This is a genomic window from Micromonospora sp. NPDC051300, from assembly GCF_044455315.1.
GTDB classification, from domain to species: Bacteria; Actinomycetota; Actinomycetes; order Mycobacteriales; family Micromonosporaceae; genus Micromonospora; species Micromonospora robiginosa.
On record NZ_JBITEP010000038.1, the window covers coordinates 1 to 25,085 of the forward strand.

General features: G+C 75.0%; 25 protein-coding genes. 19 read left to right on the forward strand and 6 right to left on the reverse strand.

Going from position 1 to position 25,085, the window contains the following annotated elements:
• Positions 1-54: 54 nt before the first annotated feature.
• Complete coding sequence (locus tag ACIA5A_RS27965) at positions 55-1,644, reverse strand: ricin-type beta-trefoil lectin domain protein (protein ID WP_396767420.1); 1,590 nt, start codon at positions 1,642-1,644, stop codon at positions 55-57.
• A gap of 581 nt (positions 1,645-2,225) precedes the next feature.
• Here ACIA5A_RS27965 and ACIA5A_RS27970 point away from each other — a divergent pair.
• From ACIA5A_RS27970 to ACIA5A_RS27980, 3 genes are all read left to right on the forward strand, one after another.
• Positions 2,226-2,792: a sigma-70 family RNA polymerase sigma factor gene (locus ACIA5A_RS27970; protein ID WP_396767421.1), complete on the forward strand. Its 567-nt coding sequence runs from the start codon at positions 2,226-2,228 to the stop codon at positions 2,790-2,792.
• A 100-nt stretch (positions 2,793-2,892) separates the two neighbouring features.
• Positions 2,893-3,969 carry a zf-HC2 domain-containing protein gene (locus ACIA5A_RS27975; protein WP_396767422.1) on the forward strand — a complete coding sequence of 359 codons (1,077 nt, stop codon included), beginning with the start codon at positions 2,893-2,895 and terminating at the stop codon, positions 3,967-3,969.
• Between the two features lie 237 nt (positions 3,970-4,206).
• A complete protein-coding gene (locus tag ACIA5A_RS27980) occupies positions 4,207-5,367 on the forward strand; it encodes a ricin-type beta-trefoil lectin domain protein (RefSeq protein ID WP_396767423.1) in 1,161 nt (386 codons plus the stop codon).
• Between the two features lie 61 nt (positions 5,368-5,428).
• Here ACIA5A_RS27980 and ACIA5A_RS27985 read toward each other — a convergent pair whose 3' ends face one another.
• The gene (locus ACIA5A_RS27985) at positions 5,429-6,367 is read right to left on the reverse strand and encodes a hypothetical protein (protein ID WP_396767424.1); all 939 of its coding nucleotides are present in this window, start codon (positions 6,365-6,367) and stop codon (positions 5,429-5,431) included.
• A 264-nt stretch (positions 6,368-6,631) separates the two neighbouring features.
• Between ACIA5A_RS27985 and ACIA5A_RS27990 the strand changes: the two genes are divergently transcribed.
• The 15 genes from ACIA5A_RS27990 to ACIA5A_RS28060 all read left to right on the forward strand — a co-directional run bounded on the left by ACIA5A_RS27990 (position 6,632) and on the right by ACIA5A_RS28060 (position 21,728).
• Positions 6,632-7,135 (forward strand): hypothetical protein, encoded by a 504-nt coding sequence (locus ACIA5A_RS27990; RefSeq protein WP_396767425.1) that lies wholly within the window; start codon positions 6,632-6,634, stop codon positions 7,133-7,135.
• Positions 7,132-7,821 (forward strand): hypothetical protein, encoded by a 690-nt coding sequence (locus ACIA5A_RS27995; protein ID WP_396767426.1) that lies wholly within the window; start codon positions 7,132-7,134, stop codon positions 7,819-7,821. Before ACIA5A_RS27990 ends, ACIA5A_RS27995 begins: the two co-directional genes overlap by 4 nt.
• 54 nt (positions 7,822-7,875) lie before the next feature.
• A complete protein-coding gene (locus ACIA5A_RS28000) occupies positions 7,876-8,232 on the forward strand; it encodes a hypothetical protein (RefSeq protein ID WP_396767427.1) in 357 nt (118 codons plus the stop codon).
• 2 nt (positions 8,233-8,234) lie between these two features.
• The gene (locus tag ACIA5A_RS28005; RefSeq protein WP_396767428.1) at positions 8,235-8,978 is read left to right on the forward strand and encodes a hypothetical protein; all 744 of its coding nucleotides are present in this window, start codon (positions 8,235-8,237) and stop codon (positions 8,976-8,978) included.
• Entirely contained in the window at positions 8,971-10,437 is a 1,467-nt protein-coding gene (locus ACIA5A_RS28010; protein WP_396767429.1) for a hypothetical protein, read from the forward strand. Before ACIA5A_RS28005 ends, ACIA5A_RS28010 begins: the two co-directional genes overlap by 8 nt.
• A gap of 20 nt (positions 10,438-10,457) precedes the next feature.
• Positions 10,458-11,957: an SCO6880 family protein gene (locus tag ACIA5A_RS28015; protein WP_396767430.1), complete on the forward strand. Its 1,500-nt coding sequence runs from the start codon at positions 10,458-10,460 to the stop codon at positions 11,955-11,957.
• Positions 11,954-13,717: an ATP/GTP-binding protein gene (locus tag ACIA5A_RS28020; protein WP_396767431.1), complete on the forward strand. Its 1,764-nt coding sequence runs from the start codon at positions 11,954-11,956 to the stop codon at positions 13,715-13,717. The genes ACIA5A_RS28015 and ACIA5A_RS28020 overlap by 4 nt, the downstream gene beginning before the upstream one ends.
• Positions 13,714-15,462 carry a type IV secretory system conjugative DNA transfer family protein gene (locus ACIA5A_RS28025; RefSeq protein WP_396767432.1) on the forward strand — a complete coding sequence of 583 codons (1,749 nt, stop codon included), beginning with the start codon at positions 13,714-13,716 and terminating at the stop codon, positions 15,460-15,462. The genes ACIA5A_RS28020 and ACIA5A_RS28025 overlap by 4 nt, the downstream gene beginning before the upstream one ends.
• 6 nt (positions 15,463-15,468) lie before the next feature.
• Positions 15,469-16,923, forward strand: coding sequence for a glycoside hydrolase family 19 protein (locus ACIA5A_RS28030; protein ID WP_396767433.1), 1,455 nt, complete (start codon positions 15,469-15,471; stop codon positions 16,921-16,923).
• Positions 16,917-17,303: a DUF4913 domain-containing protein gene (locus ACIA5A_RS28035; protein WP_396767434.1), complete on the forward strand. Its 387-nt coding sequence runs from the start codon at positions 16,917-16,919 to the stop codon at positions 17,301-17,303. Before ACIA5A_RS28030 ends, ACIA5A_RS28035 begins: the two co-directional genes overlap by 7 nt.
• Before the next feature lie 85 nt (positions 17,304-17,388).
• The gene (locus ACIA5A_RS28040) at positions 17,389-18,267 is read left to right on the forward strand and encodes an ABC transporter ATP-binding protein (protein ID WP_396767435.1); all 879 of its coding nucleotides are present in this window, start codon (positions 17,389-17,391) and stop codon (positions 18,265-18,267) included.
• Complete coding sequence (locus ACIA5A_RS28045; RefSeq protein WP_396767436.1) at positions 18,264-19,280, forward strand: ABC transporter permease; 1,017 nt, start codon at positions 18,264-18,266, stop codon at positions 19,278-19,280. Before ACIA5A_RS28040 ends, ACIA5A_RS28045 begins: the two co-directional genes overlap by 4 nt.
• Before the next feature lie 27 nt (positions 19,281-19,307).
• Entirely contained in the window at positions 19,308-19,847 is a 540-nt protein-coding gene (locus tag ACIA5A_RS28050; RefSeq protein WP_396767437.1) for a GNAT family N-acetyltransferase, read from the forward strand.
• Between the two features lie 13 nt (positions 19,848-19,860).
• Positions 19,861-20,505: a hypothetical protein gene (locus ACIA5A_RS28055; RefSeq protein ID WP_396767438.1), complete on the forward strand. Its 645-nt coding sequence runs from the start codon at positions 19,861-19,863 to the stop codon at positions 20,503-20,505.
• A complete protein-coding gene (locus ACIA5A_RS28060) occupies positions 20,496-21,728 on the forward strand; it encodes a DUF6357 family protein (protein ID WP_396767439.1) in 1,233 nt (410 codons plus the stop codon). Before ACIA5A_RS28055 ends, ACIA5A_RS28060 begins: the two co-directional genes overlap by 10 nt.
• 10 nt (positions 21,729-21,738) lie before the next feature.
• On the opposite strand, the gene ACIA5A_RS28065 is transcribed toward ACIA5A_RS28060, so the two are convergent.
• Both ACIA5A_RS28065 and ACIA5A_RS28070 read right to left on the reverse strand, forming a co-directional pair.
• Complete coding sequence (locus ACIA5A_RS28065; protein ID WP_396767440.1) at positions 21,739-21,939, reverse strand: DUF397 domain-containing protein; 201 nt, start codon at positions 21,937-21,939, stop codon at positions 21,739-21,741.
• On the reverse strand, positions 21,930-22,727 hold the full coding sequence (locus ACIA5A_RS28070) for a helix-turn-helix transcriptional regulator (protein ID WP_396767441.1): 798 nt from the start codon (positions 22,725-22,727) through the stop codon (positions 21,930-21,932). Before ACIA5A_RS28070 ends, ACIA5A_RS28065 begins: the two co-directional genes overlap by 10 nt.
• Positions 22,728-22,889: 162 nt before the next feature.
• On the opposite strand from ACIA5A_RS28070, the gene ACIA5A_RS28075 reads away from it, so the two are divergent.
• Positions 22,890-23,225: a hypothetical protein gene (locus tag ACIA5A_RS28075; protein ID WP_396767442.1), complete on the forward strand. Its 336-nt coding sequence runs from the start codon at positions 22,890-22,892 to the stop codon at positions 23,223-23,225.
• A 1-nt stretch (position 23,226) separates the two neighbouring features.
• On the opposite strand, the gene ACIA5A_RS28080 is transcribed toward ACIA5A_RS28075, so the two are convergent.
• Together ACIA5A_RS28080 and ACIA5A_RS28085 are read right to left on the reverse strand one after the other, a co-directional pair.
• The gene (locus ACIA5A_RS28080) at positions 23,227-23,883 is read right to left on the reverse strand and encodes a response regulator (RefSeq protein ID WP_396767443.1); all 657 of its coding nucleotides are present in this window, start codon (positions 23,881-23,883) and stop codon (positions 23,227-23,229) included.
• Positions 23,880-25,022 carry a sensor histidine kinase gene (locus ACIA5A_RS28085; RefSeq protein ID WP_396767444.1) on the reverse strand — a complete coding sequence of 381 codons (1,143 nt, stop codon included), beginning with the start codon at positions 25,020-25,022 and terminating at the stop codon, positions 23,880-23,882. The genes ACIA5A_RS28080 and ACIA5A_RS28085 overlap by 4 nt, the downstream gene beginning before the upstream one ends.
• Positions 25,023-25,085: the final 63 nt, after the last annotated feature.

The following is a 25,085-nucleotide window of genomic DNA, read 5'->3' on the forward strand; positions in this document are numbered from 1 at the left end:
GCCCCTTGTTAACAGACGTCTGTTAACAAGGGGCCCCTCCTTACACCCGGGCAGCTAGCGCAGCGACCAGGTCTGCTTCGGGTTGAACACGCAGGTCCACGCGTTCAGCGGGGCGTCCGGGCCGTGCCCGTCGACGTCCAGGCAGCGGTCGGTCTCCCGGTTGAACAGCGACCGCCGGCCGTCCCGTTCGATCCACTCCCACTTCTGTGCCGGATTGCCGCTGCAGAACGCGGTCTGCACCGGTGCGCCGTCGCGCTTCTCGCCCCACGCCACGTCCAGGCAGAGGCCGTTGACGCGGACGCTGCCGTCGGACGGGAACGTCCACCAGTGCAGCTTGTGCTCCTTGCACGGCCGCAGGACGACGCGTACGCCGTCGCCGGTCCCACCGGTGGCACACAGCCCGGTCTCCTTGCCGACGAGCTGCTTGGCCCCGGACGGGCGCTTCGGCGGGGCCGGCTTCTCCGGCTCCGCCGGCGGCCGGGTCGACGGCGACGCGCTGGGCCGGGGTGGGCGGGACGAGGTCGACGGCGACGGTGAGGGCGACGGCGACGGCGAGGCGGGCGACGGGCTCGGGCTGGCCGAGGGGACCCCCAACCGGGCGTCGAGCGCGTAGAAGTCGGTGAACTCCCGCACCTGCCGCAGGTACGCCTGCGTCGCGTCGTCCAGCTCGCCACCGGTCTGCCGCACGGCGGTGGGGCCGTTGCGGTAGGCGGCCATCGCCAGCAGGCCCGGGTCGCCGTCGAGGCCGGCCAGGTCCCGCCGCAGCGCGCAGAGCGCCGCACCGGCCGCCGGCACGGCCACCTGCGGGTCCCACGGCGAGGCGCCCGCCGGGCCGTGCGCCCGCCACACCTCGGGCAGGAACTGGGCGATCCCGCGCCGGCCGTCGTCGCCGAGCAGGTTCGGATCGAACCCGGACAGCGCCATGAGCTGCGCGGCCACCGCCGCGGGCGGCACCTCCGGGCACACCGACCCGGCACGCACCACGAGGCGTACGTAGCCCCCCGGCACCGCCCTGGGCTGCCGGCGCTCCGGCTCGGGCCCGGTGGCGCCGGAACCGCCGAACGCGGTCAGCTCGCCGTAGTACGCCGCGTAGCGGCTCACGTCGTCGACGTACTCGACCGCCCCGGACGGCACGCCCTTGGCCTCGCGTACCTGCTCCAGGTCGGTGTGGAACGCGGCCAGGGCCAGCCGCCACTGGTCACCGGGGATGCCGGCGAGGCGGAGCTGCCCGTTGAGGTCACACATCTGGTGGGCCAGCGCGAGGATGTTCGCGGCGGCGTCGGTGCGGTCCGCGTCGGGCCACGGCGCCCAGGACTTCCACCCGGCGTCGTCGAGCCCGGCGAAGCCGCGACCGCCCGATGTGGTCTTCTTCACGCGTCCATCCAGGCCGGACTCGGTCATCAGTTGGCCGGCCAGGCGGGCCGGGGTCAGCGAGGGGCAGGACCGGGCCGCCGCCCGGATCGCGGTCAGATGCTCGGTGGAGACGGTCCGACCGGTCAACTTGTCGTCCCGGGCGGTGGCGATGCCCCAGCTCACGGAGGCGACCACCATGAACAGCACCGCGAGGCCGGCCGCGATGGCGGCGACGACACGACGCGGGATCCGGGCGAGCCGGGATCGGATGCCAGGAAGATCGGGTGTCACGGGGCTTCCCTTCCGGTGATGACGTCGCGAGGCGTGACGGATGCGCGACGTCCTCGGTTCACCCGACCGGAATCGGATCCGATTCCAGTCCGGCCGCCATTGAACCGACAGGCACACCGGGCCGTCAATGTGGCCGCCGCCGGACGGACCACGCCGCGGTTGCCGGACCGTCGATCGGAGCGTTCGATGTCGACTCGCCACCACCCGCCCGGAGCGGGGCCGACCAGCGCCGTCGCCGGCCGGCCGGGCCGGGGCCGGCCGGCGCCACGCCCCCGCCGCCCGGCCCCCTGAGCGCCGGCCCCCCGGGCGCGGTCCCCCGCCCCACGGCACCCCGGGCCCCGCGGCCCCCGCGGGGGCCCCGGCGGGGGCCCCCCCCGCGCGGCGGCGGGCGGGCGGCCCGGGGGCGGGCGGCCCCCACGCCGCGTCCGCCGGGCCCGATGAGCGCCGGCACCCTGGTCGCGGTCCGCCGTCCGGCGGCACCGTCCGATCAGTACGGTTATCCTTTCCCCTCAGAGGGGCCCGGCGCCACGGCGTCGGGTCGACCGTGCGGGCGCGCCCCACACGTCAGGGGGAGGCGTTCTGTGTCGGCGGTGCCCAACGAGGCGGTGGATCCCGGAGCGCCGGGCGAGGCCGCCGCCCAGGGTTCCCCGGAGAGCCTCATGCGGTGGATCCACGAGACCTACCGGGAGCCGCTGCTGCGCTTCGTCACCCGGCTCGTGCTCGGCCGGCAGGAGTTGGCCGAGGACCTGGTTCAGGAGACCTTCCTGCGGGCCTGGCGCAACCTGGCAACGCTGGCCGAGGAGCCGCGCCGGATCGCGCCCTGGCTCTACACCGTCGCCCGGCATGTGGCCGTGGACGCCGGCCGGGCCCGGCAGGCCCGCCCGCCCGAGGTGGCGGTGCCCGACCTCAACCGGCTCACCACGGCCGAGGACGAGATGGACCGGGTGGTCAGCGCCCACACCGTCCGCCTGGCCCTGCGCCAGATCAAGCCGGAGCACCGGGAGGTCCTGATCGAGATGTACTACAAGGGCGCCTCGGTCGCGGAGGCCGCGGAGCGGCTGGGGATACCCGAGGGTACGGTAAAGTCGCGGACGTACTACGCGGTGCGGGCGCTGCACGCGGCGATCGGCCCGATCGAGTCGGCCTGATGTCACGTACCCGGCGACTCCTCGTCCGACTCCCGGCACCGGCGCGGTGGCCCGGATCGTCGCTCCGGCGCACCCTCTGTCGGCTCGGGAAGGGGGCGTGATGCGCACCGGCGGTGAGCACCCGACGTCCGAGCACGAGGCCCTGGCGCTCTATCTGCTCGGCGCGCTCGACGAGACCGAGCGGGTCGCCTTCGAGGCGCACCTGGCCGGCTGCGGGGAGTGCCTCTCCGCAGCGACCGAGCTGGGCGGCGTGACCAGCGGGCTCGGCGGCCTCGACGCGGCCGACTGGGCGGAGTTCGCCCTCCCGCCGGCCTCGGTCCTGCCACCGGCGTCGGTCCTGCCACCCGCCTCCGTCCCACCGCCGCGTGCCGCGGAGGCGCAGCCCGCGCCCCCGTCGCCGATCCCCGCCCGGGCGGCGGCCGAGGACTCGACCCGGGACACGGGTGACCTGCCGGATGCCGCGCCGGGGACACGCCCGTCTCGCGGGCCGGATGCTGTTTCGCGGCCCGAGCGGGCCGACGCCACGGCGTCGACGGCGTCGGGTCCGGCGGTGGGGCAGGCCGATGCGACGGCATCGACGGTGTCGGGCCCGGCGGTGGTGTCGGCCGACGCGCCGGCGTCCGCGGGCGAGGACGCGTCCCGTACCGATGTGGGGGACGCGGCGGCCCCCGGACCGGCCCGGCGGCGGCGCGACCGCCCGGCGCGCGGTACGGGCTCGACCGGCCCGGCAAGGGTGTCCGGCGACCGGCCCGGGTCCCGCCCGGCGCTGTCCGCCCGTCGCCGGCTGCTGGTCTGGGCCGGGGCGGCGGTGCTGGCGCTTGCCGTGCTCACCGGCGGCATCGTGGCCGCGGTCGGGGGCGGCGGGCGTGACGACGCGGTGTTGACCGCCACCGGTGAGGCGCCCGGCGCGGGCGCGAGCCTGTCCGTGTCGATCACCACCCACGAGGGGCGGGGCTCCACCATCCGGATCACCGCGACCGGGCTGCGGCCGGGGCTGCGCTACCGGCTGTTCGCGGTGACCCGCGACGGCGTCAGCCACCCGGTGCGGGACTGGACCGCCTCGAACGGGCCGCAGGAGGTGACCGGCGAGCTGTCGCCCCCGGTGGACCAGCTCTCCTTCGTGGGTGTCGGCCTGACCGACGGCACCTCCGTCGTCACCGCGCCCATCTCCCGCTGAGGCGGCACCGGCGCGGGCGGGTTTCTCGATCCGCGCCACGTCCCGCTGAACCGAAGGACCTCCCGCGTCGTCGTGTGGCCGTGCGCCAGCCGCGCACGTCGGGGGACGCCGCGCGTCCCCGCCAGGCCGAGGGAGGGCTAGATGGCTGTGAGGATCGGACCGTCACGCACGGGCAGCGAGGTGTCAACAGGGGGCCCCGCCACCTCCGGAGGCGTCAAGCGGGGGCCCCTCCTCGCGGTGCTCGCGGCGGTGTTGGTCGCGGTGGGACTGGCCGTGCCGGGTGGGGCGGCGAGCGCCGCCGGCGGGGCGCGGTTGACGTTCGTCAACGCCACCGCGGAGACGCTGTGGATCGGCGCGGGGGAGAGCGGGGACGGTTCCCGGCCGATCACCGGCCTGCCCGTGCTGCGCCCCGGCGAGCGGGGCACGATCGCCCTCCCGGACGACGGCGAGCCGGGTCACTGGCGCGGCCGGTTCTTCGCCCGCCAGCGCTGCGACGGCGACCCGAACGGCGGGTTCCGCTGCCTCGTCGGCGACTGCGGCGCGTTCGCCGACCGGTGCGAACGGGGCGCGGAGCCGGTGAGCCTGGCCGAGTTCAACGTCGACCGGAAGGATCCGGCCGCGCCCTGGTACAACGTCAGCTACGTCGACGCGGTCTCCACCACGATCACCATCGACGCGCCTGGCGCGCCCCGGCCGGAGAAGGCGGGCAGTTGCGCCCGGTGGGACTGCTCCGCCGGGCAGATGCTGGCGGCCTGCCCGGAGGCGCACGCCGTGCGCGACCCGGCCCGGGGTGACCGGATCAACTGCGTCAACCCGAACCGGGACGCGGAGAGCGCCTACACCGCCGCGCTGCTGCCGTTCGCCCCGCGCGCCTACCTGTGGTCCACCCACGACCGGGTGGCCGGCAACGAGACGGTCTACAACTGCCCCGGCTGCGGGGAGGTCGTGGTGACGTTCCGCAGCGGCGGCGCGCCGTCGGCCCCGCCGGCCGAGCGCAGGGCCGTCACGTCGAACGGCGGCTTCGCCCTGCGCGGATATGCGGACAAGTGCGTCGACGTGCCGAACGGCGAGTCCGCCGACGGGGTGCGGTTGCAGCTCTGGCGGTGCAACGGCTCGCCGGCGCAGCGGTTCACCCGGGGTCCCGGCGACACGCTGACGGTGCTGGACAAGTGCATGGACGTGGCGTGGGCGTCCCGGGACAACGCGGCGAAGGTGCAGCTCGCCTGGTGCAACGGCGGTCCGGCGCAGGTGTGGGTCGCCGAGGGCGGCCTGCTGCGCAACCCGAACTCCGGCAAGTGCCTGGACGTGCGGGACTGGAACTCTGACGACGGCGCGCCGTTGCAGATCTGGGAGTGCGCGGCGAGCCAGAGCAACCAGAACTGGCGCCAGGCCCGCTGATCGGCCCGACGACGGCGGGCCCGGGTGCGATCACCCGGGCCCGCCTGGTCGTACGGGTCGGTCAGCGACCGCGTGCCGGCGCCTGTTGCGGCGCCGGCCCGGTCGTCTGGGTGGGGCTGGATCTCGGGCTGGTCCGCCCGCGCTCCAGGTCGACGTTCTGCGAACTCTGCTGGATCGCGGTCCGCCGCTGGTCGACCGCCGCATTGGTGACGGCGGAGCCCGCCGCGACGAACGCGCCGGCGGCGCTGAGCTGCGGGACGTTCGCGGCCGTGCCGGCGATGCTCAGGCCCATGCCGCTGAGGTTCCCGGCGTGCACGGCGGCCTTGGTCCAGTCGCCCTCCTGCGCGGCGGTGATGAACTCCACGCCGGACTTCAGGGCGGTGACGGCGGACGCGCCGATCTGCGTGCCGCGCGCGGCCCACCCCTCAAGAAGGCCGGCCGTGGCGTTCAACGCGTTGGCGGTGAACTCCGACCCGGGCGGCAGGTAGGTGTTCATGAAGTTCCTGAAGTCGGTCAGACCCCTGAAGCCGGCGTTCTGCGCCCCCTTCCGTGCCTCGCTCTCGGTCGGCCGGTTCGGGTTCGCCGGGGTCACCTGGCTGCCCCGCCGCGGCGCGACCGGCGCCGACGTGGTCACCGCCCCCACGTCCAGGGCCGCCTGCACGAGCCGGTCCGGGTCGGTGGCGACGAAGGTCGACCGGCGGCGCAGCCGCTCCACCTGGTGGCTGGCGGCGGCGGAGTTGCGGGCCGCGGCCGAGTTCTGCCGGCTGGAGCGCGACGGGGGCGCGGCCGGGGGCAGCGGCTGCCCGCCGTTGAACGAGTCGGTGAACTGCGGCGTCGCCGAGCTGGACGACGACGCGTAGGCGTACTGGCTGTACTGGTTAACCGGCACGCTGTAGTGCCGCTCGCCGGGCTGCGTCGGCGCGGGCGCGGCGGCGAAGGTCTGGGCGCGTCGCGACGGCTGCCGGGGGTCCGGCTCGTAGTTGTACCTGGGGTCGGACATGGTCACTCCTTCGAGCGCTGTGCTGGCTTGTCGACCGGCGGTCCGCGCCGGTTCGGGCGTGCCGCCTCCCTCCACGGATCGCGGTGCACCGACTACGAGCCGGCGTCGGGTGTGGTTCAGCGCCGGGCCCGAGAAAAAACCTGGGATCGCCGTCGAACCGAGCGGGCGGCCGCGTCGTAGTGCGGCCGTCGATCGCTGCGGCCGGGTCACCCGGCGGCGGTCGGCGCGGGCGACGGACGACCGGGAGAGGAGGCGGGGCGGGCGATGAGCCGACCGATGGTGCTGGGGCGACCGCGCGAGCGCGACGAACGTCCGGTACGGGGCCGCGACGCCCTCTCCGACGAGGGCATCGGCTGGATCGGCGCGCACGGCGGCGCCGGCGCCAGCACCCTGACCCGCCTGCTCGGCGGCGTGGACATCGGCTGCCGCTGGCCGGACCCGGCGCTCGGCGAGCCGGCCCGGGTGGTGGTGGTCGGCCGGACCAACGCCGATGGCCTGCGGGCGGTGTCCCGGGCGCTCAACGCGATGCGGGAGGGCCGGCACCCGGCGGGGATGCGGCTGGTGGGCATCGTGTTGATCGCCGACGCCCCGGGCCGGCTGCCGGCGCCGCTGCTCGGCCGGATCCGGTTGCTGCGCTCGGTCGCCCCGGTGCACCGGGTGCCGTGGATCCCGTCGTACCGGATCGGGGTGGAGCCGTCGCGACCGCCGCGCCAACTGGCCCGGCTGGCCGACCTGGCCGACGCCCGGCCCGGGCGGGGGTCGCGGTGAGGCGGCAGGTGCGCTCCGGCGCGGCGCTCGTCGCGCTTGTCCTGGCGGCGCTCGCGCTCGCGCCGCCGGGCGCGGCGGTGGCCGCGGGCAGCTACACGGTGACGGTGGACGGCGGCGGCGCCGCGTTCCTCTACAAGATCTGCCTGAAGACCACGACCACGGTGAACACCTACCCGGCCGGGGGTGGCGACCGGGTCTGCTCCGGCAAGAAGGGCTCGACGGACGGCTCCTTCGACCTGACCGCCGAGTACACCGACGGCGACACGGTCTGGATGGACGTGGAGATGCTCGTCGACCTGAGCGGCCACTCGCGGACCAAGGACGACGTGGACATCACCGGGTCGCACTCGTGCACGCTCAAGGGCGCCCTGTACGCGGGCAAGTTCAAGTGCGAGAACGCGATAAACAAGAAGAGCTTCGAGGCGCCGTCGATCGAGCCGTACCAGGTGGCGGTGGACGATCCGAACGCGCCAGTGGTGCAACTGCTCACGCTGATGGCGTGGTGCGTGAGCGGCGCCGCCGTGCTGGGCCTGCTGCTGACCGGCATGACGCTCGCGTCGCAGTTGCGACGCGGCGCGCTGGAGGAGCGGACCGAGTACACCAAGCAGCTCGCGTTCGTGATGGGGGCGTGCCTGCTCGCGACCACCGCCGGGCCGATCGTCCAGGCCCTCGGATTCAGCCAGTGACCACCCGCCGGCCCCCGGCCGGCTGACCGACCCCGCTATCTCGAAGGAGCACCCATGGCCCTCTCCGACCTCTACTACAGCGGTCTGGTGCGGATCCCGCTCGACCTCCGCCTCGCACCGTCCGGCGGCGGCGAGGTGCCGAAGCCGAGCACCGGCGACGACGCGGTGCCCACCGAACTCGCCGACAAGGTCGAGCAGGCGCTCGGCCTGGTCGCCTGGGGCGGCACCGCGGCCGGTGTCCTCGGCGTCCTGATCACTGGCGCGGTGATGGCCATCTCGCACAAGCGCGGCGAGAGTTCCGAACACATGAGCCGGCTCGGCATGGTGCTGGGCGGTTGCATCCTGGTCGCCACCGCCGGCCCGATCGTGACCTGGGTCTTCGGCACCGGCGGCGACACGGCGGGCAACTGACCGTGCGGGCACGACACGACTCCGGGCCCGACGACGGGCCGTTCTGGCGGCACCGTCGGTGGCAGGTGTCGGCGGCCTTCCTGGTCCTGGCGCTCTGCGCCGGTGTCGGCGCGGCGGTCTACGGTGGCGGGGACGCCGGCTCCCGGGCCGCGCCCCCGGCCGGCCCCACGATCGGCGGGCTCGCGCCGGACGGGTCGCGGCCACAGGGCTGCCGCACGGTGGACACCGCCCAGCCGATCCCGACCGCGGCGCCTGGCGACATCACCTGGCGGCCGGTGAACGGCGCCCAGACGCCGTTCTCCGCCTCGGCCGGGCCGCTGCGCACCACCGGCCCGCTGCGCTGGTGCTTCGCGCACACCCCGATGGGCGCGGTGCTGGCGGTGCACACCATCTCCCGGCAGATGAGCGGTCCGGACTGGCGGGTGGTCAGCCGGCAGCAGCTCGTGCCGGGGCTGGGGCGGGACTACTTCGACGCGATGCGCGAGTCGCTGCCGGAGGACGGCCCGCCGCAGACCGCCAATCGACTCGCCGGGTTCCTGGTGGTGCGCTACACGCCCCGTACGGCGGTGGTCCGGGTGCTGGTCCGGCAGGCGTCCGCGCGGTACTTCTCGGTGGACTACACGACGGACTGGAACGGCGTGGACTGGCGGCTGCGCCCGCTGAACTCCGGTGGACTGTACGGCCCGGTCACGCCGGTGCTCACGCTTGCCGGTTTCGTGCTGTGGGACGGGGCCGGAAATGGCTGAGTGCGCGACCGGCGACGTCGTCTACATCGGCGAGATCGGGCAGGTCGTCGGCTTCTTCGAGGGCGGGATCGACGGCATCCTCAGCGACATCGCGAGCGCCATCATGGGCGCGGCGGTGGAGCTGTTCGCCAATCTCGGCGACGTGCCGACGCTCGGCGACGAGAAGATCAACGACCAGATCCACCTGCAGACCGACTGGCTGGTGGTGACCATCGCGGTGGCGTCGTTGCTGGCCGCGTCGTTCCGGATGGCGTTGCTGCGCCGGGGCCAGTCGCTGTGGACCGCCCTGCAGGGCCTGGTCCGCATGGTGCTGACCGTCGGCGCGGCGTGGACCGTGCTCAACCTGCTGGCCACCGAGGCCGACCGCTACAGCGACCACCTCTACGACCAGGGGATCAAGGCGCAGCTCAAGTTGATCGCCAACTGCGGCACCGACGGCCTGACCGCCTTCCTGCTGATCATCATCGGTCTGCTGCTGCTGATCGCCGGCTGCATCCACGTGATCCTGATGTACCTGCGCCTCGGCGCGATGGTGCTGCTCACCGGCACCCTGCCGCTGGCCGCCGCGGCGTCGATGACCGAGTCGGGCGGCGGGTGGTGGCGCAAGCACATCGCCTGGATGGTGGCCTGGCTGGCGTTCAAACCGGTGGTCGGGCTGATCATGTATTCCGGGGCCGCGATGATCGGCTCGGTCGACGGCGACGCCAAGCACTACAAGCTGGCCGGGGCCGCCACCCTGCTGATGGCCGCCGTCTCGCTGCCCGCGCTGATGCGGCTGGTCGTACCGGCCATGGCGGCGCTCGGCTCGTCCGACGGCGTCGGCGCGGGCATGGCCGCCGGCGCGGCCGCGGCGGGCGCGGTGGCCAGCGGCGCCAAGCGGATCGCCGGCGGCGGTCACGGCGGGGGCGGCGGCGCGCCCCGGTCGTCGGGCGGCGGCTCACCCTCGGGCGCGGTGGCCAAGGGCGGCGGGTCGAAGGACGGCGGCGGCTCGAAGGACGGCGGCGCCACGGCGGACGGCGCCACGCAGACCGAGGGCGGTTCCACACCCGACGGCGCGTCCGACACCGCGTCCGTGGCCGACGGCGCGTCCTCGTCCGGCGGCTCCTCGTCCGGCAGCACCCCGGCCGCCGGAGGCGAACCGGCGTCGGGTAGCACGCCGGCGCCGGAGAGCGAGTCCGCGCCCGCGTCCGGCAGCACGCCCGCCCCGGCGGCTGAACCCGCTCCGGCCGCCGCCTCCGGCAGCGCGCCGGCGCCGGTGAGCGAGCCGACGTCCGCCGGCAGCCCACCGTCCGGGGGCGGCGGCGGGCGCCGCCTCGTGTCGACGACCGGTCGGGTGGTCAGCGGCGCGGTCGGCGCCGCCGCCTGGACCGTGCAGAAGGGCGCCGGCGCCGTCGCCGGCACCCACCGGCACGCCGCCGGCATCGCCCGCGGCGCGCTGCCGGACCCCGACCGCGACTAGGCCGGCCCAGGAGGACGACCATGATCACCGCAATCGACCAGATCAAGACACCGACGTACGGCAACTGGCGCCGCCCCCGCAAGGCCGGCCTGGGCTCGCTGGGCCTGATCGGCACCTTCGGCCTCTTCGGCGGCCTGGTGGTGGTCCTGCTCGCGTCCATGATCTCGCTGGACGCGGCAGTGGTGGTGGGGCTGCCGTTCGCGCTGACGCTGGCTCCGCTGGCGATCCGCACCCAGGACGGCCGCAACGTGTTCCAGATGGCCGGCGTCCGGGTCGGCTGGCTGCGCCGCAGGTCGAAGCGGCAGCACCTCTACGTGTCCGGCCCGCTGTCGGCGCGACCCGGCGGCCGGTTCCGCCCGCCGGGCCTGCTGAGCCGGGTGACCATGCTGGAGGGACGCGACCCGTACGACAGGCCGTTCGGGGTGCTGCACCACCGCAACCGCCACCAGTACACGATCGTGCTGAGCTGCGAGCCCGACGGCGGGTCGCTCGTCGACCCGGACCAGGTCGACACGTGGGTGGCGCTGTGGGGGGAGTGGCTGTCGCGGCTGGCCCACGAGCCGGGACTGCGTGGCGCGTCGGTGGTGGTGGAGACCGCGCCGGACCCCGGCACAAGGCTCGCCACCGAGGTGCTGGGCCGCCTCTCCCCGGACGCGCCGCCCGCCGCGCGGGCCGTGATGGAGGAGGTGGTGCGCTCCTACCCGGACGCGTCCTCGGAGATGAACACCTACCTGACGCTCACCTACTCGGCGCCCGGCGGCGCGCGGCGCGACGACGACACCATGCTGGCCGACCTGGCGCTGCGGTTGCAGGGGATCCTCAACGGTCTGGTGGCCGCCGGCGGGGGGTCGGCGGAGCCGCTGTCCGCGGAGCGGATCGCCGAGGTCGTGCGGGTCGCGTACGACCCGGCCGCCGCGGCCGAGGTGCTCGACGTACGCGCCCGGCACGGCCGCACCGGCCTGGAGTGGGACGACTCCGGCCCGGCCGCCGCGGTCGAGTCGGTCACCTCCTACCAGCACGACTCCGGGGTGTCCCGGAGCTGGCTGCTGACCATGGCGCCGCGCGGCGTGGTGCGCTCGGGCATCCTGCGCAGCCTGCTCGACCCGACCGCCGGCGTCCGCCGCAAGCGGGTGGCGCTGGTCTACCGCCCGATCGACCCGGCGACCTCCGCCCGGATCGTCGAGTCGGACCGCCGGTCCGCCCAGTTCATGGCCAACTCGACGAAGGGCTTGGTCCGGGCGCGCGCGGTCGCGGAGATCCAGGCGGCCGAGCAGACCGCGGCGGAGGAGGCCTCCGGCGCCGGCCTGGTGGAGTTCTCGATGCTCGTCACGCTCACCGTCGACTCGGCCGCCGAGGTGCGCGACGCGAACGTGACGATGCGCAACCTGCTCGGCGCCACCCGGATCGCGATGCGTCCGGCGGACCGGATGCAGGCGGCGGCGTTCACCTGCGCCCTGCCGGTCGGCATCCTGCCGTGGGAGCAGTCGATCGTCCCGCAGGACCTCCAGGAGGCGTTGTGACGGCGGGGGCGGGCGCGGAGGGCGCCCGGCTGCCGGCGTTCGCCACCGGCTGGCCCCGCCGCGCGTCCGGGCCGGTCACCGCGCTGTCCGGCCTGGTCGTGCCGGACGTCGACGCGCAGGAGCGGGAGCCTGACGAGACCGGCGGGCAGACCTCACGGGCGCTGCGGCGGGCGCGGCGGCGACGGGCCGCCGAGGAGGCCGCCGAGCGGCGGTACCGGCAGCGCCTGGCCCGGCAGGACGACGCCGACGGGGTGCCGCACCGCGGCGCGCCCGCCGTCGGCGGCGGCCGGGTGGCGACGCTGGACCCGCCGGCCATGTGGCGGGCCACCACCGTGCAGGCGTGCGGGCTCTGGCCGTTCGCCTCCGGTTCGGGCGCCCCGATGACCGGGGTGCCGCTCGGCCAGCACATCAGCACCGGCGCGACGGTCTGCGGCGACCCGCTGAACTGGTTCACCCGGGCCCGCTACATCTCCAACCCGTCGCTGTTCATGCTCGGCATGCCCGGCCTCGGCAAGTCCACCCTGATCAACCGGATGCTGATCGGCCTGGCCGGGCAGGGCGTCGTCCCGCTGGTGCTCGGCGACCTCAAGCCCGACTACGCGGACACCGTCCGCGCGCTCGGCGGGCAGGTCATCTCCATCGCCCGGGGCGTCGGCGGGCTCAACGTGCTGGACCCGGGCGCGATGGGCGCGGCGGCCGCGCGGATCGGTGGGCAGGCCGGCGAGGCGCTGGCCGCCGAGTCGCACGGCCGGGTGCTGAACATGGTGGCCGCGCTGCTCACCATCGTGCGGGGCGCGCCGATCAGCGACCACGAGCAGTCGGTGCTGTCGGCCTGCCTGCGGCACCTGCGCGAGCGCACCGCGCCGGGCCGGACCTACCGGCTGCCGGACCTGCTCGCGGTGCTGGAGTCGGGGCCGCCGCAGGTCCGCCAGGTCACCCTGGACCGGGGGCAGGAGTCCCGCTACCGGGACGCCGTCGACCCGCTGCACCGGTCGCTGCTGGGCATCGTGGACGGCCCGCTGGGCGACACGTTCGCCTCGGAGACGGCCACCCGGATCGACCCGGACGCCACCGCGGTCTGCATCGACATCTCCCGCATCGGCGAGGCGGACGGCCAGTTGACCGCCGCCGCGATGCTCGCCGCCTGGTCCGACGGCCTGGGTACGGTGTCCGCCTCGCACGCCCTCGCCGACGCCGGGCTGGCGCCGCGACGCTGGTTCTTCACCGTGCTGGACGAGCTGTGGCGTCCGCTGCGGGCGGCCTCCGGCATCGTCGACCGGATCGACGCGCTGACCCGGCTGAACCGTTCGCTGGGCCTGGCCGACGCGAAGATCACCCACACGCTGAAGGACGCGGAGGCGCTGGGCAGCGAGGCGGACAAGGCCAAGGCGCGCGGCTTCGTGGAGCGTGCCGGCATGGTCGCCTGCGCCGGCCTGCCGAGAGCGGAGATGGAGGAGCTGGCCCGCGTGGTCGGCCTGTCCCGGCGGGAGATCGAGCTGGTGTCGTCCTGGTCGTCGCCGGCCGGCTGGGCGCAGGACGGCGGCAACGAGGAGCCGCCCGGCCGGGGCCGCTTCCTGATCAAGGTCGGCGGGCGGCCCGGCATCCCGATCCGGGTCGCGATCACCGACGCCGAGCGGCACCTGCACGACACCAACACCCGCTGGATCGCCAACGGCGACGCCGAGCGGATGCTCGCCGAACGGGCCGCCGTGGTGCGGGCCGTCACGGCCGGTGACCGGCTCGGCGGGGCGGCCCGGTGAAGCGCGGCGCGGGCGGCGACCTGCTGGCCTGGCTCATTCCCGGGCTCGCGCTGGTCAACCTCGCCGTCTTCGTCCTGCTGTGGCTCGGCGGCACGCTCGCCGCCGCGCTCGGCGGCTACGGCTGGCGGCCACCGCCGTTCCGGCTGGACGTCTACCTGAGCCTGCTCGGCGGCGGCGCCGAGGCGGTGTGGCCGGGCGTCCCGCCGGCCCTGGTGTACGCGGGCGCGATCGCGCTGCTGCCGCTCGTCGCCGCGCCGGTGGTGGCGGGGACCCGCGCGGTGGTCCGCCGCCTGGCCGCCCAGCCGTCGAACCTGGCCGGCGCGGCCGACCTGCGGGGGATGACCGGCAAGGCGGCCGAGGCGCGGGCCCGGGAGCTGCGCCCCTCGCTGCGGGACGTGCCCCGGCTGCGCCCCGACGACACCGGCAACCTGCTCGGCGACCTGCTGCCCTCCGGCCCGGAGCTGCGATCCTCGTACGAGGACGTGGAGCTGGACCTGATGGCCCCTCGCGCCGGCAAGTCCACAGGCATCGCCGTCCCGCGCGTGCTGCGCGCGCCCGGCGCGGTGCTGCTCACCTCGAACAAGTCGGACGTCTACCTGGTCACCCGCCGGGAGCGGGCCCGCGTCGGGCGGGTGTGGACGTTCGACCCGCAGGGCATCGTCTACTCCGAGCGGGACATGTGGTGGGACATGCTCGGCGGCTGCCGCACCCTGGAGGGCGCGCGGCGGCTCGCCGGGCACTTCGTCAGCTCGGTCAACGACGACGCGTCCAAGAAGGACTTCTGGATCGCCGCCGCGCAGAACACCCTGACCGCGTTGTTCCTGGCCGCCTCGCACGGCGGCGCGACGGTCGGCGAGATGCTGGGCTGGCTCGCCGACCCGGGCGACCGCACCCCGATCGACCTGCTGCGCGACGCGGGCCTGGACGCGATGGCCGACCAGCTCCAGGGCACCGTACGCGGGGCGGTGCAGACCCGCGACGGCATCTACGAGACGTCCCGGCAGTGCGTCGCCTGCCTGCTCGACCCGGAGATCCTGGCCTGGGTCAGTCCCGACCCGGACCGCCCGGAGTTCGTGCCGGAGGAGCACGTGCTCGGCCGGGACACGCTCTACCTGCTGTCCAAGGACGGCGGCGGTTCGGCCGCAGGGGTGATCGCCGGGCTGGCGGACGCCGTGGTCCGGGCCGGCGTGGTGGCCGCCGAGCGGATGGGCGGCCGGCTGGACCCGCCGATGACCGCCGTGCTGGACGAGGCGGCGAACGTGTGCCGCATCGCCGACCTGCCCGACCTCTACAGCCATCTCGGTTCGCGTGGCATCAGCGTGGTCACGCTGCTACAGAGCTACCGGCAGGGGGTGCGGGTCTGGGGCGACGCCGGGATGGACGCGTTGTGGAGCGCCGCCACGGTCAAGCTGCTCGGGGCGGGGCTCGACGACGCCGACTTCGTGGACAAGGTGGCCCGGCTGGTGGGGCAGCACGACGTACGCACCCCGACCTACTCCCGCTCGCGCGACGGCTCCTCCCGGTCGGTGTCGTACCGCCAGGAGCAGGCGCTGCCGGCGGACCGGATCCGGGCGCTGCCCAAGGGGACGGCGCTGCTGCTGGCGACCGGCGTGCGGCCGGCGGTGATCCGGCTGCGGCCCTGGTTCAAGGAGCCGGACGCGGGCCCGATCGCGGCGGCGGCGAAGGCCGAGGCGCAGGCGGTCACCGACCGCGCGGCGGCGGCGTGGCGCCAGCGGGCCGGGTGAGCGGCGGTGTCCAAACTGGCGGCCGCGCGGGCGGCGCACCAGAGCGCGACGAACCGGTTCGGCGCCACCCAGCTCACCTGGCTGATCATCTCGATGGTGGGAATGCTGCCGTTCGCGGCGCTTGCCGCGCTGGCCCTGGTCGTCCTGGTGGTCGTCATCCTGCTCAGCGGCTCGCAGATGACCTCCTACTCGCCGGACCCGGAGAGCACGCTCGGGCCGGGCGCCGGCGGCAGCGTGCTCACCGAACTGGCCGGCGGGGACGGCCGCGGCGGGTTCCGGGAGGCCGGCGTGCCGGACCAGGACCTGATCGCGCCGATCCGGGCCGCGGCCCGGGAGTGCGACCTGCTCACCCCGGTGATCCTCGCGGCGCAGATCGAGTACGCGTCGGACTTCGTCGCGGACAAGGAGGGGCCGGAGGGCCGCAAGGGGCTGTCCCAGTTGACCCCCGACGTCTTCGACAGGTACGGCGAGGACGACGACGACAGCGGCGAGACCTCGGCGCTGGACCCGGAGGACTCGATCCACGCCCACGCCCGGTGGTTCTGCCACCTGGCCGAGGAGACCCAGCGGCTGCTGGACGACGAGACCGTGGTGGGTGACCACCTCACGCTCACGCTGATGGCCTGGGACCAGGGCATCGAGGCGGTGAAGGAGCAGGGCGGCATGCCGGTCATCCTGCTGGACACCTACCCGTTCCGGGTGCGTGGCCTGTTCGCCCGCTACACCGTCGGCGGCACGGACACGTCGACCGCGTCACCGTCCGCCTCACCGTCACCGTCATCGGAGCTGTTCCCGTCGGTGTCCGTCGGGTCGAACAAGCGCGTGGTCCCGGACGGCGACGGCACGCTGACCGGGTCGACGTTCGACACCCTGTTCCCGGGCCGCGACTCGTTCTACACGTACGCCGGGCTCCGCGACGCGATGGCGACGTTCCCCGCGTTCGCCGCCACCGGCGACGAGCGGACCCGTCGGCGGGAGCTGGCCGCGTTCCTGGCCAACGTCGACCACGAGACCGGCGGCCTGGCGCACGTCGACGAGGTCGACCGGGCCGCCTGGGGCACCTACTGCGACGGCGGTCAGCCCTTCGGGTGTCCGGCCGGCCGGACCGCCTACCACGGGCGTGGGCCGCTGCAACTGAGCTGGAACTACAACTACCGGGCGGCCGGCGAGGCGCTCGGGCTCGACCTGCTCGGCAACCCCGACCTGGTGGCGACCGACCCGTCGGTGGCGTGGCGGACCGCGCTCTGGTTCTGGATGACCCAGCCCGGTGCGGGGACGACCACCCCGCACGCGGCGATCACCGGGAGCGGTGGCTTCGGCGGGACGATCCGCAGCATCAACGGCGCGCTGGAGTGCGGTGGCGGCAACGGCGGGCTGGTCGGCAAGCGGGTCGACGCGTACCGCCGGATCACCGCCGCGCTCGACGTGGACCCCGGCGACGAGGGGACGCTGACGTGCTGACCGACGAGCCGGCGGACAGGCCGTTCTTCATCCTCTACCTGGACGGTCCCGAGTACGCCGAGGAGCTGCGCCGGCTGGCCACCTGGGTGGAGGGCCTGCTGCTGCCGGTCTACGGCGGTGAGGTCACGTCCGGCGCGCCGTGGTGCCCCCGCTGGTGGGAGCACCCGGAGGCGATCGCCTACCTGCACGGGCTCTGGCTCGCCTGGCAGGAGCGGACCTCGCCGACGGCCGCGCCGTCCGACCCGGCGACGTGGCACCAGAACCATCTGTGGCCGACGATGGTCACGCTGCGCGACCCGGCCGGCCCGTTCGCCGGCTGCAAACCCGGCGGCCACCGCCCCAAGGACCGTCCCTACGTCGAGCGGTACGACGGCGGGTGAACCGGCCGAAAGGACGGTGCCCGGGGCGGGTCGACCGGTCGTCGGGCCGATGCCGGCGCGGGTCCCGGTCCGCAGGATCGGGGGCATGTCACCTTCCGATCTCGTGCTCCAGGCCCGTGGCCTGACCAAACGGTACGGCCGCCGGCCGGCGCTCACCGACTGCGACCTCGACCTGCCCCGGGGGCGGGTGGTCGGTATGGTCGGCCCGAACGGCGCCGGCAAGTCCACCCTGCTGAACCTGGCCTGTGGGCTGAGCACCCCGACGGCGGGCACGCTGCGGGTGCTCGGCTCGCCGCCGGCGGCGAACGCCGCGCACCTGGCCCGGGTGGGATTCGTCGCCCAGGACACCCCCGTGTACGCGTCCTTCACGGTCGCCGACCACCTGCGGATGGGCGCCGAGCTGAACCCGTCCTGGGACCGGGGGCTGGCCGAGCGGCGGATCGCCCGGGTGGGCCTCGACCCGGGGCAGCGGGCGGGCCGGCTCTCCGGCGGCCAGCGGGCGCAGTTGGCGCTGACCGTGGCCGTGGGCAAGCGTCCCGAGCTGCTGATCCTCGACGAGCCGGCCGCCGCGCTGGACCCGCTGGCCCGCGACGGGTTCCTGCGGGACCTGGCCGACGTGGTCGCCGAGTTGGGCGCGACCGCGATCCTCTCGTCGCACCTGCTCGGCGACGTGGCGCGGTCCTGCGACCACCTCGTCGTGCTGGACGCGTCCCGGGTGCAGCTCGCCGGGGACGTCGCCGACCTGCTGGCCCGCCACCACCGGCTGGTCGCCCCGCGCGGCGGGCTGGACCGGCTCCCGACCGGGGTCGAGGTGGTGCTGCGACGGCACGCCGGGGCGTACGACCACGCGGTGGTGCGGGCCGACCGCCCGGTGCCGGGCACGCCGTGGCGGGTGGAGCCGGTCGGCCTGGAGGAGTTGGCGCTGGGCTACCTGACGCGCGCGGCGGGGGAGGGCGACCGATGACCTGGACAACCTGGCGGCAGTTCCGCGTACCGGCCCTGGTGGGCGTGGTCGCGGTGGCGTTGTTCGCCGCCTACGTCGGGCGCCTCGGCCTGGACGTCCGGACCGCCCACGACACCTACCGGGCCCGGTGCGCCGGTGCGCCCGACTGCCCCGGGCTGCGCCAGCTCGCGGCCGACTACGAGAACACCTCGCTCTACCTGGGCGCGCTGCTCGGGCCGGTCCCCGGCCTGCTCGGCATGTTCTGGGGGGCGCCGCTGGTGGCCCGGGAGCTGGAGGCCGGCACCCATCGCCTGGTCTGGAACCAGAGCGTCACCCGCCGCCGCTGGCTGGCCGTCAAGCTGGCCGTGGTCGGCCTGGCCGCGATGGCCGTGACCGGCGCGACCGCTGCGCTGGTGACCTGGGCGATGAGCCCGGTGGACCGGATCGCCGACAGCCGCTTCAGCACGGTCCTGTTCGGCGCCCGCAACCTCACCCCGGTGGCGTACGCGGCGTTCGCGGTCGTGCTCGGGGTGCTGATCGGGCTGGTGCTGCGGCGCACCGGGCCGGCCATGGCGCTGACCGCGCTGGCCTTCGTGCTCCTCCAGGTCCTGGTGCCGAACCTGGTTCGACCGCACCTGCTGCCGCCGCGGCACGCCACGCTGGAGATGACCGCACCGGCCATCAACCAGGCGCGTGGCCTGGGCAGCATCACCGGTGCCCCGGTGGTGCGGGGCCTGGCCGTGCCGGATGCCTGGGTCACCGACGTCAGCGAGCTGCGCACCCGGACTGGTAAGCCGCTCGACCGGGCGGTCTTCGACAGGTGCTTCACCGACCCGCCGAGGACCGGGGCGGCCGAGGGACCGTTCGGCGACACGGCGACCTGCCTGGCCGACCAGCACCTGCACGTGGACGTCGCCTACCAGCCGGTCGGCCGGTACTGGGCGTTCCAGTGGCTGGAGTCGGGCCTGTACCTGCTGCTCGCCGCGCTGCTGGCGGCTGCCGCGTTCCGGCGGATCCGGCGCCACCCGAGCTGACGCCCGCCGCGTGGTTGGATGGCCGGCATGACCGGAATCGGAGCCGTTCCCTGGCCACCCGCGCCGATCCGCACCGAACGCCTGGTGCTCCGAGCGGCCGAGGCCCGGGACCGGGCGACGTTCGTGGAACTGCTGGCCTCGCCGGAGGCGCACACGTATCTCGGCGGGCCCCGGCCGCGCGACGAACTCGAGCGGGAACTGCCCGAGGCGCCCGGGCAGTGGCCGGGGTGCTTCGTGGTCGACCTGGACGGCGCGATGATCGGCCGGGTCCTGCTCCGGCGCGCCACCGAGCATCGCCGGCCGGCGGCGGTGGGGAAGGCCGATCTCGGCTACCAGTTCCTGCCGCGGGCGTGGGGTTACGGGTACGCCACCGAGGCGTGTCGGACGGTGCTCGACTGGTTCGACCGCGTCCTGCCCGGTGAGCCGGTCATGCTCACCACCCAGTCCGCGAACGCCACCTCCATGCGGCTCGCGGCGAAGCTGGGGTTCACCGAGGTGGAACGGTTCCGGGCCTGGGACGCGGAGCAGTGGCTCGGCGTGCGTACGCTGGTGGATCTTCGCGCCTGACGGAAGGACGCCCATGGCCCGCCCCTACCAGCCCGGACCGAAGCAGTTCGTCTTCGCCACCGGCGACGGCACCGACCACCACGTCTCGGTGGGTGACGCCCAGGAGGCCTACGAGGCGTTCGCCGCGTTCCTCCGGGAGCGCGAGTCCGAGACGTACACCATCGCGGACGAGGCGGCCCGGCAGCGTCTGGTGCTCATGCCCCAGCGGGGGGTGATCTCCCGGGTCAGGGAGACGGGTCAGGAGCATCTGACTGTCGACCGGGGCAACCGTTACCTGCCGGCCGCGATGCTGTTCTTCGAGAACGGCTGTGCCGGCCTGGACCACTTCGGGCAGTGGTTCGCCGACCTCGCCGACCTGGACGCGTCACCGGAGACCCGGGGCGCCGTCCGCGCCGCCACGTTCACGACCGAGGCGGCGGCGATCGACGAGGTCGGCCGGATCTGGGCCGACTCGGGCATCGTCGACCCGACCGACGAGTACTACGTCTTCTTCGAGTCGCAGGACGTCGAGCACGACCGGGCCGAGCGGGCCGAGCTGCTCCACCTGATCGCGTTCCTTGGTCTGCGACGTGTCGACGCGCCGGCCGGGGCAGCCGGCGGCGAGGTGTGGGTGCGCGCCGACCCGCGCCTGGACGCCGAAGTCGCGCGGTGGGCGTGAACACCGTCTTCGCGCGCCGCGGCTGGATCCCGAGCGTGATCCGCGAGGGCGACGAGCTGAAGCTGATGCTCGGCGCCGGGGCCGACGCCAACCACGAGCCGCGCACGTTCACGGTCCCGATCACCGAGGCCCACCTCGCGGTGATCCGGGAGGATCTGGCCCGCCACCTGCTGCTGTGGAGCGCGCTCCTCCCGCTGTGCGACGACGCCGGCACCCGGGGCCGGCTCGACGAGAGCGCCGCCGTCGCGCTCCTGGACCCGGTCCTGCTCGCCCCGCCCGAGGACGTCGACGCGCTCTTCCGGCGCATCCGGTGGGACCGGAGCCGGCTCGTCGCCCAAGGCGCCCGCCTCGGTCCGCTGGAGCACGGCCAGGTCTGCGAGGCGATGCGCGCGGCGACGGAGACGCCGGACGAGAAGCGTGCCCAGCAGCACCACGCGGACCGCCGGCGCGCCGAGCGCGGCGTGGTCCTCGGGCCGCTCGACGCGGCGATCCTCAGGTACACCGGTCAGTACCTGCACGGCGCGACGAAGCCGAGACGCCTGCCCGACGCCGTCGACTCCGCGCTGCTGCCCCAGGTCATGCGGGTGATCGCCACCGCCGAGCGGGCGTGCGCGGGGATGCGGATCGGTCTCGACCCGAGGCGGGGGAACCGGGCCACGGACAAACGCGCCTGGGAGCGGACGGCCGCAGCCGTCGACGCGGCCGTGCGCCGCGCGTACCCGGGGCTCGCCGAGGACGCGGTGCGGACGGTGAGTTTCCTGATGTGCGCGGAGGTCGCGGACCGGTCCCGGAGCGCCCCGGCGGACGACGACGCCGACCCCGGCGCGGGGAAGGCGGCGCTGTCGTTCACCGACGACCGGGGCGGCGAGCTGACCTGGCGACGGGACGGCCGGCGCGGCGCCTCCGCCGAGTTCTGGGCGTTCGTGGCCGACCGCTCGGCGGCGGACAACGAGGTGTTCACCATCGAGGACGAGGCGATGGGCGAGGGGATCCAACTGCACTTCTACGCCGACTCGGTCGCCCGGATCACGACGGTGCGGCCCCAGGTCGGGCCGGATCCGCAGTACCGGGTGGAGTATCGCCTGGTCGACGGGCTCGACGGGTACCGCGAGCTGGTGCGCGACTTCGTGCGCGGCGGCTGCGCGGCACTCGACGGGTACGGCCCGTGGACGGCCGACGTCGCCGAGTTCGAGCGCGCGCGTCGCGGGCGCGGCGCGCGGTAGCCCGGGACGGTCAGGCGGTGGGGCCGAGCCGCTTGGCCAGGTCCACGAAGGACCGCCAGGACGCGGCGTCCACGCGCAGGGTGCCGCCGTCGCGGTCCTTGGTGTCGCGGACCAGCACGACGCCGGGCAGGTTGTCGGCGACCTCCACGCAGGCTCCGCCGTTGCCGCCGGACCGGGTCGACTTCCGCCACACGGGGGTGGTCAGTTCCATGACTTCGCCACTTCCTTGATCAGCTTGAGGGACTGCCGGCGGGGGAGCGCCTCGTTGCGCACGACCTCCCACGTCCGGGCGAGCCTAGCAACGTCGGCCGGCGCATCGACGATCTGCGCATTGAGCTGGTTGTCCGCGTAGGCGACTCGGCTGCCGTCGGGCAGTTCGGCGAGGATGAACTGCCCGGCCAGGCCGAGGTACATGCCGGCGTCGGCCGGCACCACGTGCACCTGCACGTGTTCCAGCGCGGCCAGCTCGACCAGGCGGTCGAACTGCTCGGCCATCAGAGCGGGCGCGTCGAGCACCGGCCTGCGGAGCACCGACTCGTCCACCACGGCGACGAGCTGCGGCGGACGCTGCCGGTGCAGGACCGCCTGACGGTCCATCCGGCCCGCCACGATACGGTCGCACTCCTCCGGGGTGAACCGGCCGCCGGCCAGCGTCGCCCGGGCGTAGCGCTCGGTCTGGAGCAGGCCCGGCAGGTAGGACAGCTCGAACCAGCGCAGCGTGGTCGCCTCCCGCTCCACCTCGATCCACTCCCGCAGCCACGCCGGGTCGGCGTCGAGCGACCCCAGCGCGCGCAGCATCCGCTCGAACCGCCCGCCGGTCGCGAACCGCTCGTCGATCGCCTTCGTGTACTCCCGGGTCGGCGCCCGCCCGCCGGTCTCCACCGAGCTGACGTGCGACCCCGAGTAGCCGATCCGCCGGCCGAACTCCTCCTGGCTCAGCTCCACCGACGCCCGGAACAGGCGCAGCTCGCCCAGCACGTAGTTCGTCGCGCTCCCCATCGCCTCCCCAACCGTCGCCCAGTCACCGTCGCGGTCCGCCCACGGTCGCCCAACCACCCTGCTGAGCTGCGCGGACCTGCCGAGCATGTGTCGACAGTAGTCGGATCGTCACCAGACTGTCACCACCGTGGCGCCGCGTCCACGCCCCACGAAGGAGGTTCCGTGATCACACCCAGACTGCCGATGCCCGGCCCCGGCCCGCGACCCGACCGCCCGCGCGCCTACGGCACGGCCGTACCGCACACGCCGGTGCGCCCGTCCTGGGCGTGCCGGGCCGACGGCGAGCCGTGGCCCTGTGCCCACGCCCGGCTCGCGCTCAAGGCCGAGTACGACCGCAACCTCGCCGCGCTCACCATCTACCTCGCCGGCCTGCTCTTCGAGGCGATGCGCGACTTCTACCACCTGAACCCGCACGACGGTCCCAGCCCGCAGCAGATGTACCAGCGCTTCCTCGGCTGGAGCCCGTTCCGCCGCCCGATCGTCGAGCCGGCGGACTGAGTCACGCGCCCTCGACCAGCCGGTTCTCCCACGCCCAGGCGGCGATCTCCACCCGGTTGCGGGCGCCCAGCTTGGTCTGGATGCCGGAGAGGTGGCTCTTCACGGTGCTCAGCGAGATGAACAGCTCGCCGGCGATCTCCTGGTTGGTGCGCCCGCGCGCGATCGCCCGGACCACCTCCATCTCCCGCGCGGAGAGCCGGGGCAGGGACCGTCCCGACGCCGGCCGGGCCGCCGCGGTCACGTGCTTGAGCAGCCGCAGCGTCACCGACGGCGAGACCAGCGCGTCGCCGTTGTGCGCGGCGCGGACCGCCTCGACCAGCAGCGCCGGGCCGGCGTCCTTGAGCAGGAAACCGACCGCGCCGTTGCGCAGCGCGCCGTAGACGTACTCGTCCAGGTCGAACGTGGTCACCACGATGACCCGCAGCGGGCGGGGCGTCCCCGGGCCGGCCAGCGCGCGGGTCACCTCGATCCCGTCCACCCGGGGCATCCGGATGTCGACCAGGCAGACGTCCGGGCGCAGCCGGCGGGCCTCGGCGACCGCCTCGACGCCGTCGCGCGCCTCGCCCACCACGGTGATGTCGGGCTGGTCCTCCAGGATGAGCCGCAGTCCGCCCCGGATCATCGCCTGGTCGTCGGCGATCAGCACCCGGATGCTCATCGCGGCGTCCGGGTCGGCAGGGGGAGGGTGGCCCGGACCGACCAGCCCCGGCCGTCGCGCGGGCCGGCGCGCAGCGTGCCACCGAGCCGCTGGACCCGCTCGCGCATGCCGACCAGGCCGTACCCGTCGCGGTGCCCCACCCGGGCCGGGGCCGGCGGCGCGTCGTCCGCCACCTCGACCGCGACGGCGTCCGGGGCCTGGTCGACGGTGACGGTGACCGAGCCGGCGTGCGGGGCGTGCCGGGACACGTTCGTCAGCGCCTCCTGCACGACCCGGTGCACCGTGGTGGTCACCTCCGGCGGCAACTCCCGGGCGTCCTCGGGCAGCCGCAGCCGCACCGGCGGGCCGTGCCGGCCGAACCGGGCCACCAGGTCGGCGAGCCGTTCCGGCCCGGGGGAGGCGGGCGCGCCGTCGTCGGCGTCGCGGAGCAGGCCGACCACGCGGCGCATCGCGGCCAGCGCGTCGGCGCCGGACAGCTCGATCGCGGCGAGCATCTCCGGCACGTTCCGCGGCTGCTTCGCGGCGACGATCTGCGCGGCCTGGGCCTGCACGACGATGCCGGTGACGTGGTGGGTGACCACGTCGTGCAGCTCACGGGCCAGGTCCAGCCGCTCGTCGCGGCGTACCCGCTCGGTGGCGGCCCGGGCGCGGGCGTCCGCGCGGCGCAGTCCGAGGCCGACCGCGATGGCGGCCAGCCAGCACAGCGTGTCGAGCACCGTCACCGCGGTGAGGCCGTGTTGGTTGTCCCGCGACGTGAGCAGGCTGCCGGCGATCACCAGCAGGCCCGCGCCGGCGACCGCGGCGGCGGTCCGTCGCGGCCGGGCGCGGACCACGGAGCCGACCAGCACGGCGAGCGCCAGCCCGCTGACCGGGCCGGGTTCCTGCGGCAGGTCGGCGACGAACGAGACCCCGACCGCGACGGCCGCCACGGCGAGGCCGGCCACCGCCGCCCGGACCCGGCCCCGGCGTCGCGCCAGCGCCAGCGCGCAGACGACCACCCCGACCAGGGCATCGGGTACGGCGTAGCGAGGCCCCCAACTGTTCGCGATCATGACGGCGGTGACCGCCACCCCGAGGGCGAACACCACGGCCAGGCCGAGGTCGGGCAGGAGGCCGGCCGGTCGACGCGTCTCGGTCATGCCACCAGGCTAGGAAAGTCCGGGGCCCGACGAACCGGCCGAAAGTACGGTCGCCGCCGGCCT

Excerpts from the sequence above, each read along its gene's own strand:
- ACIA5A_RS27975 (WP_396767422.1), top strand. The coding sequence starts at position 2,893 with ATGCGCACCGGCGGTGAGCACCCGACGTCCGAGCACGAGGCCCTGGCG.
- ACIA5A_RS27985 (WP_396767424.1), bottom strand. The coding sequence starts at position 6,367 with ATGTCCGACCCCAGGTACAACTACGAGCCGGACCCCCGGCAGCCGTCG.
- ACIA5A_RS27990 (WP_396767425.1), top strand. The coding sequence starts at position 6,632 with ATGAGCCGACCGATGGTGCTGGGGCGACCGCGCGAGCGCGACGAACGT.
- ACIA5A_RS28000 (WP_396767427.1), top strand. The coding sequence starts at position 7,876 with ATGGCCCTCTCCGACCTCTACTACAGCGGTCTGGTGCGGATCCCGCTC.
- ACIA5A_RS28010 (WP_396767429.1), top strand. The coding sequence starts at position 8,971 with ATGGCTGAGTGCGCGACCGGCGACGTCGTCTACATCGGCGAGATCGGG.
- ACIA5A_RS28015 (WP_396767430.1), top strand. The coding sequence starts at position 10,458 with ATGATCACCGCAATCGACCAGATCAAGACACCGACGTACGGCAACTGG.
- ACIA5A_RS28040 (WP_396767435.1), top strand. The coding sequence starts at position 17,389 with ATGTCACCTTCCGATCTCGTGCTCCAGGCCCGTGGCCTGACCAAACGG.
- ACIA5A_RS28045 (WP_396767436.1), top strand. The coding sequence starts at position 18,264 with ATGACCTGGACAACCTGGCGGCAGTTCCGCGTACCGGCCCTGGTGGGC.
- ACIA5A_RS28050 (WP_396767437.1), top strand. The coding sequence starts at position 19,308 with ATGACCGGAATCGGAGCCGTTCCCTGGCCACCCGCGCCGATCCGCACC.
- ACIA5A_RS28055 (WP_396767438.1), top strand. The coding sequence starts at position 19,861 with ATGGCCCGCCCCTACCAGCCCGGACCGAAGCAGTTCGTCTTCGCCACC.
- ACIA5A_RS28065 (WP_396767440.1), bottom strand. The coding sequence starts at position 21,939 with ATGGAACTGACCACCCCCGTGTGGCGGAAGTCGACCCGGTCCGGCGGC.
- ACIA5A_RS28070 (WP_396767441.1), bottom strand. The coding sequence starts at position 22,727 with ATGGGGAGCGCGACGAACTACGTGCTGGGCGAGCTGCGCCTGTTCCGG.
- ACIA5A_RS28080 (WP_396767443.1), bottom strand. The coding sequence starts at position 23,883 with ATGAGCATCCGGGTGCTGATCGCCGACGACCAGGCGATGATCCGGGGC.
- ACIA5A_RS28085 (WP_396767444.1), bottom strand. The coding sequence starts at position 25,022 with ATGACCGAGACGCGTCGACCGGCCGGCCTCCTGCCCGACCTCGGCCTG.